12 protein-coding genes are annotated in these 15,435 nt (G+C 73.9%); 5 read left to right on the top strand and 7 right to left on the bottom strand.

All coding sequences use genetic code 11. From position 1 onward, the window contains the following. The 4 genes from ACFY4A_RS02640 to rsmH form a co-directional block, all read right to left on the bottom strand. On the bottom strand, nt 1–1,521 hold the full coding sequence (locus ACFY4A_RS02640) for a UDP-N-acetylmuramoyl-L-alanyl-D-glutamate--2,6-diaminopimelate ligase (RefSeq protein ID WP_390827627.1): 1,521 nt from the start codon (nt 1,519–1,521) through the stop codon (nt 1–3). A 196-nt stretch (nt 1,522–1,717) separates the two neighbouring features. Further along, entirely contained in the window at nt 1,718–3,667 is a 1,950-nt protein-coding gene (locus ACFY4A_RS02635) for a peptidoglycan D,D-transpeptidase FtsI family protein (protein ID WP_390827586.1), read from the bottom strand. A gap of 5 nt (nt 3,668–3,672) precedes the next feature. Next, a complete protein-coding gene (locus ACFY4A_RS02630; RefSeq protein WP_390827585.1) occupies nt 3,673–4,251 on the bottom strand; it encodes a septum formation initiator family protein in 579 nt (192 codons plus the stop codon). 13 nt (nt 4,252–4,264) lie between these two features. Next, a complete protein-coding gene (gene rsmH / locus ACFY4A_RS02625; RefSeq protein WP_390827584.1) occupies nt 4,265–5,221 on the bottom strand; it encodes a 16S rRNA (cytosine(1402)-N(4))-methyltransferase RsmH in 957 nt (318 codons plus the stop codon). A gap of 422 nt (nt 5,222–5,643) precedes the next feature. Here rsmH and ACFY4A_RS02620 point away from each other — a divergent pair, with 422 nt between their 5' ends. From ACFY4A_RS02620 to ACFY4A_RS02605, 4 genes are all read left to right on the top strand, one after another. After that, the gene (locus tag ACFY4A_RS02620) at nt 5,644–6,192 is read left to right on the top strand and encodes a beta-class carbonic anhydrase (protein WP_390827583.1); all 549 of its coding nucleotides are present in this window, start codon (nt 5,644–5,646) and stop codon (nt 6,190–6,192) included. Between the two features lie 269 nt (nt 6,193–6,461). Beyond that, nucleotides 6,462–7,535, top strand: coding sequence for an AAA family ATPase (locus ACFY4A_RS02615; RefSeq protein WP_390827582.1), 1,074 nt, complete (start codon nt 6,462–6,464; stop codon nt 7,533–7,535). After that, nucleotides 7,535–8,908 (top strand): DUF58 domain-containing protein, encoded by a 1,374-nt coding sequence (locus ACFY4A_RS02610; protein ID WP_390827581.1) that lies wholly within the window; start codon nt 7,535–7,537, stop codon nt 8,906–8,908. Before ACFY4A_RS02615 ends, ACFY4A_RS02610 begins: the two co-directional genes overlap by 1 nt. Before the next feature lie 88 nt (nt 8,909–8,996). Beyond that, nucleotides 8,997–11,420 carry a DUF3488 and DUF4129 domain-containing transglutaminase family protein gene (locus ACFY4A_RS02605; protein WP_390827580.1) on the top strand — a complete coding sequence of 808 codons (2,424 nt, stop codon included), beginning with the start codon at nt 8,997–8,999 and terminating at the stop codon, nt 11,418–11,420. A gap of 93 nt (nt 11,421–11,513) precedes the next feature. On the opposite strand, the gene ACFY4A_RS02600 is transcribed toward ACFY4A_RS02605, so the two are convergent. From ACFY4A_RS02600 to ACFY4A_RS02590, 3 genes are all read right to left on the bottom strand, one after another. Further along, entirely contained in the window at nt 11,514–11,909 is a 396-nt protein-coding gene (locus tag ACFY4A_RS02600; protein ID WP_390827579.1) for a DUF3040 domain-containing protein, read from the bottom strand. Between the two features lie 277 nt (nt 11,910–12,186). Further along, entirely contained in the window at nt 12,187–13,014 is an 828-nt protein-coding gene (locus ACFY4A_RS02595) for a class I SAM-dependent methyltransferase (protein WP_390827578.1), read from the bottom strand. A 619-nt stretch (nt 13,015–13,633) separates the two neighbouring features. Next, nucleotides 13,634–14,233: an SAV_6107 family HEPN domain-containing protein gene (locus ACFY4A_RS02590; RefSeq protein ID WP_390827577.1), complete on the bottom strand. Its 600-nt coding sequence runs from the start codon at nt 14,231–14,233 to the stop codon at nt 13,634–13,636. Between the two features lie 254 nt (nt 14,234–14,487). Between ACFY4A_RS02590 and ACFY4A_RS02585 the strand changes: the two genes are divergently transcribed. Then, complete coding sequence (locus ACFY4A_RS02585) at nt 14,488–15,117, top strand: TetR/AcrR family transcriptional regulator (RefSeq protein ID WP_390827576.1); 630 nt, start codon at nt 14,488–14,490, stop codon at nt 15,115–15,117. The last annotated feature ends 318 nt before the right edge of the window (nt 15,118–15,435 follow it).

Genomic DNA, 15,435 nt, shown 5'->3' with positions numbered 1-15,435 from the left:
TCATCCCTGGGTCTTCTGGATAGCTTCGCGAAGCACCTGGCGGTCGTCGAAGGGACGGACCACTCCGGCGATGTCCTGGCCCTGCTCGTGGCCCTTGCCCGCGACCAGTACGGTGTCCCCGGGCTGCGCGCGGTCGACGGCGGCGGCGATCGCGGCGGCCCGGTCCTCGAAGAGGAGGACCTCACCGCGCTCGTGCGCGGGCACCGAGGCCGCGCCCTCGAGCATGGTGGCGAGGATCGCCAGGGGATCCTCGGAGCGGGGGTTGTCCGAGGTCAGCACGGCGATGTCGGCGAGCCGGGCCGCGGCGGCGCCCATGGGCGCGCGTTTGGTCTGGTCGCGGTCCCCGCCGCAGCCGAGCACGATGTGCAGCCGTCCCTTGGTGACCTTGCGCAGCGCCTTGAGGACCGACTCGACGGCGTCCGTCTTGTGCGCGTAGTCGACGACCGCCAGGTACGGCTGGCCGACGTCGACGCGCTCCAGCCGGCCCGGTACGCCCGGAACGGCGGCGATGCCGTCGGCGGCGGCCTGCGGGTCGAGGCCCGCGGCGGCCAGGGCGACCACGGCGGCCAGGGTGTTGGCGACGTTGAACGGGCCCGGCAGCGGCGACCTGGCGGCGATCCGCCGGCCCTCGGGGCCGACCACGGTGAAGGTGGAGTCGACCGGGCCGACCTGGACGTCCTCGGCGCGCCAGTCGGCGTCGGGGTGGCCCTCGGCGGAGTAGGTGACGACCGGGACCGTGGCCTCCCTGATCAGCCGCCGCCCGTACTCGTCGTCGAAGTTGACCACGCCGAGCCGGCTGCGCTCCGGCGTGAACAGCTGCGCCTTGGCCTCGAAGTAGTCCTCCATGCCGGAGTGGAACTCCATGTGCTCCGGGCTGAGGTTGGTGAAGACACCGATGTCGAAGACGCAGCCGTCGACGCGGCCGAGCACGAGGGCGTGGCTGGAGACCTCCATGGCGACCGCCTCGACCCCGCGCTCGCGCATGACCGCGAACAGGGCCTGGAGGTCGGTGGCCTCGGGGGTGGTGCGCTCGGACTTGATGCGCTCCTCGCCGATGCGCATCTCGACGGTGCCGATCAGTCCGGTGGACTTGACGGCCTTCAGGCCGCCCTCGACGAGGTAGGCGGTGGTGGTCTTGCCGGAGGTGCCGGTGATGCCGATCTGGAGCAGGTCGCGGCCGGGCCGGCCGTAGATCGTGGCCGCCAGCTCGCCCATCCGCCCGCGCGGGTCCTCCACGGCCAGGACCGGCAGACCGGTGGCGGCGGCGCGCTCGGCGCCGGCCGGGTCGGTGAGCACGGCGACCGCGCCCAGGCTCGCCGCCTGGGCGACGAAGTCGGCCCCGTGCGTGCGGGCGCCGGGCAGGGCTGCGTACAGGTCGCCGGGGCGCACGGCGCGCGAGTCGTGGGTGATGCCCGTGACCTCGGCGGCGCCGTCCGGAGCGGTGACCCCCAGCTGATCGGCGAGCTCCGCGAGGGGTGCGGCGGAGACCTGAACCGGTCGCGGCGGTCCCGGATACGTCACGGAAGCGCCCTTCTGGGTGGTTTGGGACTGATCAGCGTGTGGCACGGCGGTGAGCGTACCGGGCGTACCCGCTGTCGGGCTAAAAAGGGGACCTCGCGCAGCGCCGTCCGGCGCGGACGGGGGCCGGTGCGACGGGCGGTTCCCGGGGCCGGGAGTGATCGTTGTCACGGACTGGTTCCTGGTCGTTCTGTTCCGGTCACGGCTTGAAGTCGACTGGCAGGTGCGCCGCGTGCGCACCGGTCGGCGGCACCTGGAGCGTCTTCAGCGCGAACTCCATGACCTGCTTGTAGATCGGGCCGCAGATCTGGCCGCCGAAGTAGCTGCCCTTGGTGGCGTTCTGGATCGCGCAGTAGACGGTGACGCGGGGGTTGTCGGCGGGCGCGAACCCGGCGAAGGAGGAGGTGTAGCCGCGGTATCGGCCGGTGGCCGGATCCACGCGGTTGGCCGTGCCGGTCTTGCCCGCCACCCGGTAGCCGGGGATGCGCGCCTTGACACCGGTGCCCTGCTCGTCGTCGACAACGGACTCCAGCATCTGCGCGAGCGTCTTCGCCGTCTTCGCGCTCACGACCCGCGTCTTCTCCGGCTTGGCGGCCGGTGTGAAGCGGCCGTCGGCGCCCTTGGTCCCGCGCACCAGCGTCGGCTGGACGCGCACCCCGCCGTTGGCGATCGTCGAGTAGACGGAGGCCGCCTGCACGGCGTTGATGGAGAAGCCCTGGCCGAAAGGAATCGTGTACTGCTGCGAGGTGGACCACTTGTCGGGCGGGGCGAGGATGCCCCTGGTCTCGCCGGGGAAACCGAGTCCGCTCGGCTGGCCGATGCCGAACTTGCGCAGGTAGGAGTAGAGGACCTTGTTGGCTTCCGGCTGGGTCTTGCCGAGCTGGCCGGTGGCCAGGATGGTGCCGATGTTGCTGGACTTGGCGAGCACGCCGTTCAGCGTGAGGTACCAGGTGTCGTGGTCGACGTCGTCCTGGAAGAGGCGGTCGCCGCGGTGCAGCCGGTTGGGCACGACGACGTGGGTGAGCGGCGTCGCCGCGTTCTCCTCCAGTACGGCGGCCATGGACATGACCTTGGCGGTGGAGCCGGGCTCGTAGGCGTCCTGGACGGCGGCGTTGCCCAGCGCGGCCGGGTCGGCGTGGGACAGGTCGCCCGGGTCGAAGCCCGGGGAGTTGGCCATGGCGAGGATCTCGCCGGTGCGGGTGTCCTGCACGATGACGTAGCCGCGGTCCGCCCCGGACTTCGCCACCTGCTCGGTGATGGCGTTCTGGGCGGCCCACTGGATGTCGCGGTCGAGGGTCAGCTCGGTGTCCGAGCCGGGCACCGCGCGCGTCTCGGTGGAGCCGGCGGTGGGCACCTCGCGGCCGCCGGACTGGGCGTACCGGATCTTGCCTGGCTTGCCGGCCAGCTGCTCGTTCAGCTGCTGCTCGACGCCGCCGCCGCCCTTGCCGTCGGCGTTGACCCAGCCCAGTATCCCGGCGGCGAGGTCGCCGTTGGGGTAGACCCGCTTGCTGCTGGGGTCGGAGAAGACGCCGGCGAGCACGTTGACGGTGGTCTTGTCCTTCTGGGCCTTATTCGCCAGGGCCGTCTTCAGGTCCTTGATCTGCTTCCAGACCTGCGGGGTCTCGCGGCGTGCGAGCAGGACGTAGCGGGTGTTCGGCGTGCGGAGCTTCGCGGCGAGGGCCGCCTGGTCCTGGCCGAGGATCGGGGCGAGCAGCGCGGCCGCCTGCTCGGGGCCGTCGCCGACGCCCAGCTGGTCGCGGCTGAACATGGTGGGGTCGGCGGTGATGTCGTCGGCGTCCACGCTGGTCGCGAGGTCGACGCCGTTGCGGTCCGTGATGCGGCCCCGCTCGGCGGCCAGGGTGTGCACCACGTACCGGTTCTCCTCGGCCTTGGCGGCGTACGCGCTCGCGTCGACGGCCTGCACCTGCAGCAGCCGTACGGCGAAGACGAGCAGCACCAGGGTCAGCGCGAGGGAGACCAGGCGCAACCGCGGGCGGGGGCTGCCGAGCCGGATGCGCGCGGCCTGGGGACGGGCCGGGGCCGGGCGGCGGGCCGGCCGGGCACCGGGGCCGGGGCGCTGCCGGGCGGCCGGCCGGGCCGGCCTGGCGGATCCGGGCACCCGGCGACGCGGCGGTTCCCTGTCGGACACTTCCGTCACCTGCCGGGGGTCGGGGTCGGGGCGGGTGGAGGTGCGGCCGGGAGGGCCGGAACGGTGGGCGCGGTGTTCTCCAAGGCCGGGGCGGGGCCCTGGGCGGGTGGCGGCGCCAGGTCCGCGGTTGCCGCGGCGGTGCCGTCCGTGGAGGACGGCGAGGGGGCGAGCGCCTCGGGCGGCAGGAGCGACAGCGGCGTCTCGTCCACGGGAGGCGGCATGGGGGCGGCCGAGGGGACGCCCTTGACGGTCCCGTCGGCGCCCAGGAAGGCCGGGTCGCCGCCGGGCACCATGCCCAGTTGCCGGGCGCGGAGCTGGAGGGCGTCCGGGGCGGAGTAGGAGTCGATGTCCCGTTGGAGGGCCTGCTCCTCGTCGGTGAGGTTCTTGGCGTCCTTCTGGAGCGCCTCCCGCTGGAACGCGCCTTCGCTGAGGGCGGAGTTCAGCATCAGCAGCCCGATGAGGCCGCCGCCGAGCAGGAGCACGACGAGGAGGACGAAGGGGGTGCGGCCGACCTGGCCCCGGCCGGCCGGGAAGAGCCGGGCGAGCCGGGCGGCGCGGCCCCTCAGTTCGGGTTTCCTGCTCACTGGTCCCCCTGGCTCACTCGACGTCCTCCCTGACGCGCTCGGCGCCGCGCAGCCGGGCCGGCGCCGCCCGCCGGTTCTCGGCGATCTCATCCTCGGTGGGAAGTTCGGCACCACGGGTGAGCAGCTTGAGCCGGGGCTGGTAGCGCTCGGGCACGACCGGGAGCCCGGGGGGCGCACTCGACGCGGCACCGGCCGCGAACACCTGCTTGACCAGCCGGTCCTCGAGGGAGTGGTACGACAGCACGGCGATCCGCCCGCCGACCTCCAGCGCCTTCACCGCGGCCGGGATCGCCCGCTCCAGCACGGCGAGCTCTCCGTTGACCTCGATGCGCAGCGCCTGGAAGGTGCGCTTGGCCGGGTTGCCGCCGGTGCGCTTGGCGGCCTGCGGCAGCGCGTCGCGGATCAGCTCCACCAGCCGGGCACTGTTGGTGAACGGCTCCTTCTCGCGCTCGCGCACGACGGCGGCCACGATCCGCTTGGCCTGCTTCTCCTCGCCGTACGCGCGCAGGACGCGGACCAGCTCGCCGGGCGGGTAGGTGTTGAGGACCTCGGCCGCGCTGATCCCGGTGCTCTGGTCCATGCGCATGTCCAGGGGGGCGTCCTGGGCGTAGGCGAAGCCGCGGTCGGCCTCGTCGAGCTGCATCGAGGACACCCCGAGGTCGAACAGGACGCCCCGCACGCGCGGAATGCCCAGCCGGTCGAGCACGTCGGGCAGCTCGTCGTAGACGGCGTGCACCAGGGTGGCCCGCTCGCCGAAGGGGGCCAGGCGCTCGCCGGACAGCCGCAGGGCCTCCTTGTCGCGGTCGAGGGCCACCAGCCGCGCCTCGGGGAAGCGGGTGAGCAGCGCCTCGCTGTGTCCGCCGAGGCCGAGGGTGCAGTCGACAACCACCGCTCCCGGCCGCTCCAGGGCGGGCGCCAGCAGGTCCAGGCACCGCTGGAGCATCACGGGGACGTGTCGGCTGTCGCTCAAGGAGCCCTCTCAGGTCCGGCGCGTCCCGCACGCACCGCCGGGTCCCCGACCGCTCAGGAAAGAAAAGGGCCTGCCGGCGCCGGAAGCGTCAGCCGACCGGAAGCGGGAGGAGGCCGAGCCGTACGTACGCGCCGCGCACGTGGGGAGACCGCCGGCGCGTGGACCGGGGCCTGTCGGGAATGCAGTCCAGCAGGGAGGGTCTCACCTCCCGCTTCGCGTCACTTTAGTGCACCCCGTCCCGCGGTCAATCAACCGGCCTGCGCGTCGCCCGACGGAGTACCGGCGGCACGGCGAGGCGAAGATTCACTCCTACGGGTGCGGGTTCGCCCTGCGTGTGGGGTCCCTCACAACAAGCCATGACGGGGTTCTTTGTACCGTCTCACAACAGGACCTTGGCCCGGACGCCCACTAACGTCATGAGTATGACGACTTCCGCATCAGTTCCCGCCGGGTCCGAGGGCGCCATAAGCCGCAGTGGCACCGTCACCGACCGTCTCACGGAGGCCAACCAGCGCTACGCCGCCGCGTTCACCGATCCGGGGATGGACGCCCGCCCTGTGCTGAAGGTCGCGGTCGTGGCGTGCATGGACGCCCGTCTCGACCTGCACGCCGCGCTCGGCCTGGAGCTCGGCGACTGCCACACCATCCGCAACGCGGGCGGCGTGGTCACCGACGACGTCATCCGCTCGCTCACCATCAGCCAGCGTGCCCTCGGCACCCGCAGTGTCGTACTCATCCACCACACCAACTGCGGCCTGGAGTCCATCACCGAGGAATTCCGGCACGACCTGGAGATGGAGGTCGGACAGCGTCCGGCCTGGGCCGTGGAGTCCTTCCGGGACGTCGACCAGGACGTGCGGCAGTCGATGCAGCGCGTACGCACCTCGCCGTTCCTGCTGCACACCGACGACGTGCGCGGTTTCGTCTTCGACGTCAGGACGGGCCTGCTGCGCGAGATCGACCCCGCCTGACCGCCGCACGCGCGCCGAAGTCCAGTGCGTGGCATGCCGCTGTCACCAGCGAAAGCCGCAAGACCCGACATATCGCGGCCAGTTGTCCACAGGCGAGTGACACGAATCGGTAACGGCGGCAAGAATGCGGGGGTGGCCTCACGCGGAACGTTTCACGCGTGGTGCCTGATTCGGGGTGGGCCGGTCCGCACAGCAGAGCGTCGGCCCGGAAAGTTGGGGTATCCCCCGCTCGCCGTCGAGCGTGGGGAAGGGCCGAGGAGGGCCGCCGGGTGACGACCTATGACGATCGAGCGAGCCATGGGGGAGCCCCCGCTCGAGCGGAGCCGAGACTGGGGGGTGATCTCGCCGCCACCGTGGAGCGGGTCCGCCGTTCGGTGGAGGAAGTGATCGAGGGCAAGCCCGAGGTCGTACGGCTTTCGCTGACCGTGCTGCTCGCCGAGGGGCATCTTCTGATCGAGGACGTTCCCGGGGTGGGCAAGACGATGCTCGCCAAGGCGCTGGCACGGTCCATCGACTGTTCGGTGCGGCGCATCCAGTTCACGCCCGACCTGCTGCCGTCGGACATCACCGGCGTGTCCATCTGGGACCAGCAGCGCCGGGACTTCGAGTTCAAGCCCGGCGCGATCTTCGCGCAGATCGTGATCGGCGACGAGATCAACCGGGCCTCGCCCAAGACCCAGTCGGCGCTGCTGGAGTCCCTGGAGGAGCGGCAGGTCACCATCGACGGGCAGACCTACGAACTGCCCTCGCCGTTCATGGTGGTGGCCACCCAGAACCCGGTCGAGATGGAGGGCACCTATCCGCTGCCCGAGGCCCAGCGCGACCGCTTCATGGCCCGGGTGTCCATCGGCTACCCGAGCCCGGACGCCGAGTTGCAGATGCTGGACGTGCACGGCGGGGTGAGCCCGCTGGACGACCTCCAGCCGGTGGCGCACGCACACGAGATCATGAAGCTGATCGAGGCCGTGCGAGGGGTGCACGTCGCCGAGACGGTGCGGCGGTACGCGGTGGACCTGGTCTCCGCCACCCGCACCCACCCCGACCTCAGACTCGGCGCCTCGCCGCGCGCGACGCTGCACCTGCTGCGCGCGGCGAAGGCGTCCGCCGCGCTGAGCGGCCGGGAGTACGCGCTGCCCGACGACGTGCAGGCGCTGGCCGTGGCCGTCCTGGCCCACCGGCTGCTGCCCACCGCCCAGGCCCAGCTCAACCGCCGCACCGCCGAGCAGGTCGTCCAGGAGATCCTCCAGCGCACCCCGGTACCGGCGGCGCCCCAGCAGTCCGGCGGCTTCGGCCTGGGCCGCGGCGCTCCGGTGTACGACCAGCAGCCGCCGCGGAGCCTGTGATGGCCGACGCGGGGACGGCGCACGCGGAGGACGACCGCAGGGAGCGGGGCGGCGTCCGCACCGCGCTGGCCGGTCTGACCACCCGCGGGCGCTCCTTCCTGGCCGCCGGGATCGCCGCCGCCGTCTGCGCCTACGTCCTCGGCCAGAGCGACCTGCTGCGGGTCGGGCTGCTGCTGGCGGCGCTGCCGCTGGTGTGCGCCACGGTGCTCTTCCGCACGCGCTACCGGGTCGCCGGCAGCCGCCGGCTCTCCCCCGCGCGCGTGCCCGCGGGCAGCGAGGCCCGGGTGCACCTGCGGATGGACAACGTCTCGCGGCTGCCCACCGGCCTGCTGATGCTCCAGGACCGGGTGCCGTACGTGCTCGGACCGCGGCCCCGGTTCGTACTCGACCGGGTCGAACCGGGCGGTCGCCGTGAGGTGTCCTACCGGGTCCGCTCCGACCTGCGCGGACGGTATCCGCTGGGCCCGCTGCAACTGCGGCTGACCGACCCCTTCGGGATGTGCGAACTGACCCGCTCCTTCTCGGCCCACGACACGCTGACCGTGATCCCGCGGGTGGAGCCGCTGTCGCCGGTGCGCCTGAGCGGCGAGGCCAAGGGCTACGGCGACGGGCGGCAGCGCTCGCTGGCACTGGCCGGCGAGGACGACGTCATCCCGCGCGGGTACCGCTACGGCGACGATCTGCGCCGCGTGCACTGGCGGTCCACCGCGCGCTACGGCGAGCTGATGGTGCGCCGCGAGGAGCAGCCACAGCGCTCGCGCTGCACGGTGCTCCTCGACACCCGGGCGCTCGCCTACCGGGGCGCGGGGCCCGACTCGGCCTTCGAGTGGGCCGTGTCCGGTGCCGCGTCGGTCCTGGTGCACATGCTGGAGCGGGGCTTCTCGGTACGGCTGCTGACCGACACCGGCAACTCCGTGCCCGGCGAGGGCAGCGACGGGTTCGCGGGCGCCAGCCAGGAGTCGGCGGACGCGGCCGGGCTGATGATGGACACCCTCGCCGTGATCGACCACTCCGACGGGGCGGGCCTGTCCCGCGCCTACGACGTGCTGCGCGGCGGCAACGAGGGACTGCTGGTGGCCTTCCTCGGCGACCTCGACGAGGCGCAGGCCGCGGTCGCGGCCAGGATGCGGCAGCGCAGCGGCGGCGCGGTCGCCTTCGTCCTGGACAGCGAGTCCTGGGTCCGGGAACCGGGCGACGTACCGGGGCCCGTGTCGGAGGCCGACGATCGCCTCCGGTTGCTGCGCGACGCGGGCTGGACGGCCGTGCCCGTACCCCGGGGCGCCGGCCTGGACGGCCTGTGGCGCCTGGCGGACCAGGAGCGCATCAGCGCGGGCGCGGCCAGTGGGACGGGCCTGGGCGGGGGATGGTCATGACCGGTGTGACGGGCCGGGCGGTCCCGGACCGGCGCCAGGACCGGCGTGACGGGCCCGTGGGCGGCACGGTCGCCGGGGAGGGGTGGGTATGAGCGGGCGGACGCGGTTGGCGCTGTGTGCGGCGGCGGCGACGTTGATGGCGTCGTGCGCGCTGCTGCCGCTGGTCTCCCCCGCCACCTGGATCCTTCAGGTCGTCCTGATGCTGGCGGTTCAGTCGGGGGTCGGCGCGGTGGCCCGGCGGGTGCCTCTGGCGCGGCCGCTGACCGTGGCGGCGCAGGCCCTGGCCACGCTGGTGCTGCTCACCCTGGTCTTCGCCCGGGCGCAGGCCTTCGCCGGGCTGCTCCCCGGCCCGGAGGCCTTCCGGCACATGGCCGAACTGCTGCGGCAGGGCGCGGACGACGTCGGGCGGTACGCCATCCCGGCGCCGCAGACCGACGGTATCCGTCTGATGCTCGTCGGCGGTGTCCTGGTGATCGGGCTGATCGTGGACATGCTCGCGGTGACCTTCCGCAGCGCGGCCCCCGCGGGCCTGCCGCTGCTCGCCATGTACTCCGTGGCCGCGGGTCTGTCCGACGGCGGCACCGGCTGGTGGTGGTTCCTGGTAGCGGCCGCCGGCTACCTGATGCTGCTGCTGGCCGAGGGCCGGGACCGGCTCTCGCAGTGGGGGCGGGTGTTCGCCGGGGCACCGCGCACAGGGGGCGTCGAGCCGGGCGGCGCGACCGCGCCGGTGCGCACGGGGCGCCGGATCGGCGCCCTCGCCCTCGGCATCGCCCTGGTGGTGCCACTCGCCCTGCCGGCGATGCAGGGCGGGCTGCTCGGCGCCGACGGAACCGGAGTCGGCTCGGGCAGCGGCAACGGCGGCACGATCTCCGCGGTGAACCCGCTGGTGTCGCTGCGCGACAGCCTGAACGTCGACGAGGACCGCACGGTCATCACCCTGCGCACGGACACCTCCGACACCTCGGACCTGTACCTGCGGATCGTATCCCTGGACGACTTCGACGGCACCACCTGGAAGCCGTCCCAGCGGCACATCGTGGCCGTGCCCGACCCGCTGCCCGCCCCCCTGGGCCTGGACGGCGGCGTCAAGCGCACGGAGATCACCACGACGATCTCGGCGGCGGACTGGTACGCCCAGGACTGGCTGCCGATGCCGTACCCGCCGAGCGCCGTGCGGATCAAGGGCAGTTGGCGCTACGAGCCAGTGGGCATGACCCTCGTCGGCGACCACGGGCAGAACACGCGCGGGCTGACCTACGAGGTAAAGAGCCTTCAGGTACGGCCGACCGCCGAGCAGCTCGCCACGGCGCCGGAGCCGTCGGCGGCGCTGCGGCGTGAGTACACCAAGGTGCCCAAGTCGCTGCCGGCGGTCGTCGCGAGCACCGCCCGCCGGGTCACCGAGGGCGCGGCGAACCCCTACGAGCAGGCGGTCGAGCTCCAGGACTGGTTCGCCCTCGGGGGCGGCTTCCAGTACGACACGCAGGTCGAGGCGGGCAGCGGACCGCAGGCCATCTCGCGGTTCCTGAAGGACAAGCGCGGCTTCTGCGTGCACTTCTCCTTCGCGATGGCCGCCATGGCCCGCACGCTGGGCATACCGGCCCGGGTCGCGGTGGGCTTCGCGCCCGGCACCGCGCAGGGCGACGGCACCGTGGCGGTGGGTCTGAAGGACGCGCACGCCTGGCCCGAGCTGTACTTCGAGGGCGTCGGCTGGACCCGCTTCGAGCCGACCCCGACGCGCGGCACGGTGCCGTCGTACACCCAGCCGGACACACCGGGTACCAGCCCGCCGGAGCCGACGGCGCCCTCCCAGGATGCGAGCACGGCGCCCTCCGCCGCGCCGTCGGCGAACCAGAGCTGCCCGCCGGAGCTGCGGCGGCTCCAGGAGTGCGGTGGCCCGTCCGCACAGGCCGTGCCGGCCAAGGGCGGCGGCCCGAGGTGGTACGCCGTCCTGGGGTGGACGCTGGGTGGCCTGCTGGTCGTCACCCTGCCGCTGTCGCCGCTGCTGTGGCGTCGGCGGATGCGCTCCGTGCGGCTGGGCGCGCACGGGCGCGGCGAGGCGGACGCGGGTCCGCACATCCTGGGGGTCTGGCAGGAACTGGGCGACACCGCTTGGGACTTCGGGATCCTGCCGGACGAGTCGCAGACTCCGCGCAAGGCGGCCGCCCGGATCATCCGCCTCGGGCGTCTCGACGAGGTGGCCGCCGCCTCGGCGCACCGGCTGGCGGGCGCCGTGGAGCAGGTCCTGTACGCGCCGCGCCCGCGTCCGGTGGCGGGGCTCGCCGAGGACGTCCGGCGGGTCGCTGGCGGCCTGCGGGGCACGGCGTCCCGTCGCACCAGGCTGCGGGCCGCGCTGGCCCCGCGCTCGACCGTGCGCGTGGTCTGGGCGGCGTCGGCCCGGTGGAACGCGCTCCGGTCCCGTGCCGGCGCCCGCGTCGTCGCCGCCCGGACGGCGCTGCGCGGGCCGTCCGGGCAGCAGGGCTCGGGGGACCGGGCCGAGGCTTCCTCCGGCTGAGGGCCTGGTGCCCGTCCCGGTCCCGGACATGCGTGAGGGGGTGGCCACCATCGGTGGCCACCCCCTCACGCAGGACTGTGGGTGCGCGGCTTGTCAGTGGCCGCCCTGCTCGTCGCGGCGGCGCTGCCAGCGCTCCTCGATGCGGTCCATCATGGAACGCTTCGTACGGGCCTGACGGCGGGCCTGCGGGCCACCGGCGGCCTGCTCGCCCGGCTTGGGAGCCTTGCGCCAGCCGGTCACGACCAGTACGGCGCAGCCCAGCATGACCAGGAAGCCCACCACACTGACCCAGATGAGCTTCTGGACGACCATTCCTGCCATGAGGAGCGCGATACCTACGAGGAAGCCCACGACCGCCTGGTAGACCCGCCGCCGGGTGTACGTACGCAGCCCGCTTCCCTCGAGCGCCGACGCGAACTTGGGATCTTCGGCGTACAGCGCTCGCTCCATCTGCTCGAGCATGCGCTGCTCGTGCTCCGAGAGCGGCACGGAGTCCTCCTCATCGTGCAGTCGCCGGGGCGACTCGGGGGGTCCCTTAAGGATAGGCAGGGAATCGCCCCCGTGAAACCCGCCCCTCTGCGCCAATTGGCCAACCGGAATCCGCCATGTCGGTCCCGGTCCGCTGAGGCTTCCATTCCCCGGCGGGCGGGCCGTCATGCCGGACGGTCTCCCTCGATCATACGGCGCGAAGCCGGTGTCCGGGCGGCCTGTGGCGGACTGCGTGCCCGGCCGAAGGGCCGGTCGGCGGCCCGCCCCGCGGGACGGCTCAGGTCTCTGCCGTGCCCCGGGTCTCACCGAGTACGTGGAGCTGCGTGGCCACGGAGTGGAACGCGGGCCGCTCGGCCGCCGCCGCCTCCAGCTTCAGCAGGGCGTCCAGCGCTCCGGGCTCGGTGTCCACGAGCACGCCGGGCACCAGGTCGGCGAAGACCCGCACCCCGTGCACGGCGCCGACCCGCAGCCCCGCGCCCTCGACGAGCGCGGTGAGCTGTTCGGCGGTGAAGCGGCGCGGCACCGGGTCGCCCTCGCCCCAGCGTCCCTCGGGGTCGTCGAGCGCCTGCCGGGCCTCCTTGAAGTGCCCGGCCAGGGCGCGCGCGAGCACGGCGCCGCCGAGACCGGCGGCGAGCACGCTCAGGACGCCCTCGGCGCGCAGGGCGGCCACCGCGTTGCGCACGCCCTCGGCGGGGTCGTCGACGTACTCCAGGACGCCGTGGCACAGCACGGCGTCGTAGCCGCCGCGCTCGACCACGTCGAAGAGGCCGTGGACGTCGCCCTGGACGCCCCGCACCCGGTCGGCCACGCCGGCCTCGGCGGCACGGCGCTCCAGCGCGAACAGCGCGTTGGGGCTGGGGTCGACGACGGTGACCCGGTGGCCGAGCCGGGCGGCGGGCACGGCGAAGTTGCCGCTGCCGCCGCCGGTGTCGAGGACGTCCAGGGACTCCCGGCCCGTGGCCTTGACCCGGCGGTCGAGGGCATCCTGCAGGACCTCCCAGACCACGGCGGTACGGAGAGAAGCGCGGGGACGAGAGGGGTCGGAGCGCAGCGACGTCGATTGAGGGTGGTGGTGGGAGACGGGCGGGCGCATCGGGTCCGACACGGCAGTTGACTCCTCGGCGCGGCACCGCCTCTTGCACGGCGGAGCGATCGGACGGCCCCTCCCGCCCGGCACACGGGAACTGGAAGGGCTTCAGGCGCCTTCCACCCTATTGCCTCCACCCCCCGACCTGCCGCTCGGCTCCTCCGCCCCACGCGCCCACGTGCCCGGCGGAGCCGAGCCACGACGGCCGCGGCGCGGCGTGAGTCCGAGCCGGGAGGTGTTCCTCCCGGCCGACCCGAACGTGCCTGGCGCGGGCGTCGGTACCGGGACAGGCCCGGCGCAGCACAGCCCCGCGGACCGGCCCGGCGGGCGGCCGTCCCGCCGGGCGGACCGCGGCACGGCAGCCGTACGCCCGCCCACAACGCCGGCCCGTCCTCGCAGGCCCGGGCCACGAAGACCGCGGCCCGCGGGCGACTCGGGCCGGGAGGACATCCCAGCCATGCCGACCCGGACGTCGGCACCGGGACAGGCCCGGCGCAGCACAGCCCCGCGGACCGGGCCCGGCGCAGCACAGCCCCGCGGACCGGGACCGGGGCGGCACAGCCCCGCGGACCGGCACCGCCCGGCCGGACGGCCGCCGCCGTGGGGGCAATGGCCGTACGGGCGCCGACCGTGCGTGTCAGCCCGCGTCCGGGAGGTTGTGGTGTGGGGTGTGTTCGGGGTGGGACGGGTTCGGCCCGGTCGTTTCGCTTGGCCCGGTCGGGGGGTCGGTGTCGGGGCGGGGGTGGGGCAGGATCGGCTGGAGGAGGAGCATGCGTTCGACCAGGCGGATGAACATCGCCACGTCCCGTATCAGGTCGTCGGCGTCCCGCTGGCCGGCCGCGCCCCGGATCCCGGCCTCGGCGCGGGCGCGGCGCGCGGCGCCAGCGGCGAACAGCGCGCTCCACTCGGCGAGTTCGGGCGCGATTTCGGGGAGCACTTCCCAGGCGCTCCTGATGCGGGCCCGGCGGCGCGGGGTGGGATCCGGGCGTCCCCGCGCGGCGAGCACGGCTGCGGCGGTGCGCAGCGCGGCGAGGTGGGCCGTCGCGTACCGCTCGTTCGGGGTGCGGAGGGTGGTGGCCTCCTCCAGGCCCGCACGGGCCTGGGCGAGCAGGCCGAGGGCGGCGGGCGGGGCCGAGGCGCGGCGCAGGACGGGGTGCACGTCGCTCGCCGGACCGGTCAGTGAGGGGGCAGGGCCGGCGGCGCGGTGCCGACGGGCGGCTACGGACGAGTTGGCCATGACGAACCTCCTGTCGTCTGGGTGACGGCACGGGTGCCGTATGTACCCATCGTGAGGTATGGCACTGACAATCCGTTCTGACCTGGGATTTTGCTTCGACCGTACGTTCGGGGGCGCGGGTCCCGCGGCTCCCGGAACCGGCCCCGCGCCCGCACCGCCGTACCCGGCGCGCACCCGCCGCCGAGCCCGCGAACGCGCCGCTGACCTCCCCTTCCGCGCCCTCCGGGAGGTGCGCACCTGTGACAATCAGCGCCATGGAACGCAGCAGCGCCACGCCGGGCGGCCGTACCCGCCGGGAGGCCACCCGGCAGAAGCTCTACGAGGCGGCCGTCACCCTCATCGCCGAGCAGGGGTTCTCCGCCACCACGGTGGACGAGATCGCCGAGCGGGCGGGGGTCGCCAAGGGCACGGTCTACTACAACTTCGCCAGCAAGTCCGACCTCTTCGAGGAGCTGCTGCGGCACGGCGTGGGGCTGCTCACCGCCTCCCTGCGGGAGGCGGTCGAACGGACGGCACGGGAGGGCGGCAGCCGGGTCGACGCCCTGGACGCCATGGTCCGCGCCGGGCTCGTCTTCATCGACCGCTACCCGGCCTTCACCCAGCTCTACGTGGCCGAGTTGTGGCGCACCAACCGGGCCTGGCAGTCCACGCTCATGGTGGTGCGGCAGGAGGCGGTCGCGGTCGTCGAGGGCGTACTGCGCGACGGCGTGGCGAACGGGGAGTTCAGCGAGGACGTCGACGTACCGCTCACCGCGGCCGCGCTGGTCGGCATGGTGCTGGTGGCCGCGCTGGACTGGAAGTCCTTCCAGCCCCAGCGCTCCCTGGACGACGTGCACGCGGCGCTGTCCCGGCTCCTTCAGGGACGGGTCAGCGGGCGCCTCTGAGGCCGGTCCCGCCGGATGCGGCGGCCCCGCACGGGCCGCACACGAAAACGCCGGCGCGCCGTGGCCGCGTCCCCCGCGGGCCACCGCGCGCCGGCGTCTCCCGTACCCCCGTCGAGCCCCGTCCGGTCGTTCCCCCGGGCTCCCCCCGTGCCTCGCTCCCGGCGGCCTGGGCCGGCGGAAGGAGCGGTCGAGGGCCGCGCCGTTCCGCCGCCCCGTGTCGGCGGTGCCGGCGCCGTGCCCCCTTCCGTGCCCCCAACTCTCTCGTTCGCGCACTTCGCGGCCCATCCGCGCGCGTACTCATCTCGCTTGCTAGGTACG

Origin of the sequence: Streptomyces sp. NPDC001292 (assembly GCF_042896465.1) — a bacterium.
GTDB lineage: Bacteria > Actinomycetota > Actinomycetes > Streptomycetales > Streptomycetaceae > Streptomyces.
This window is presented reverse-complemented; position numbering and strand designations above follow the sequence as displayed.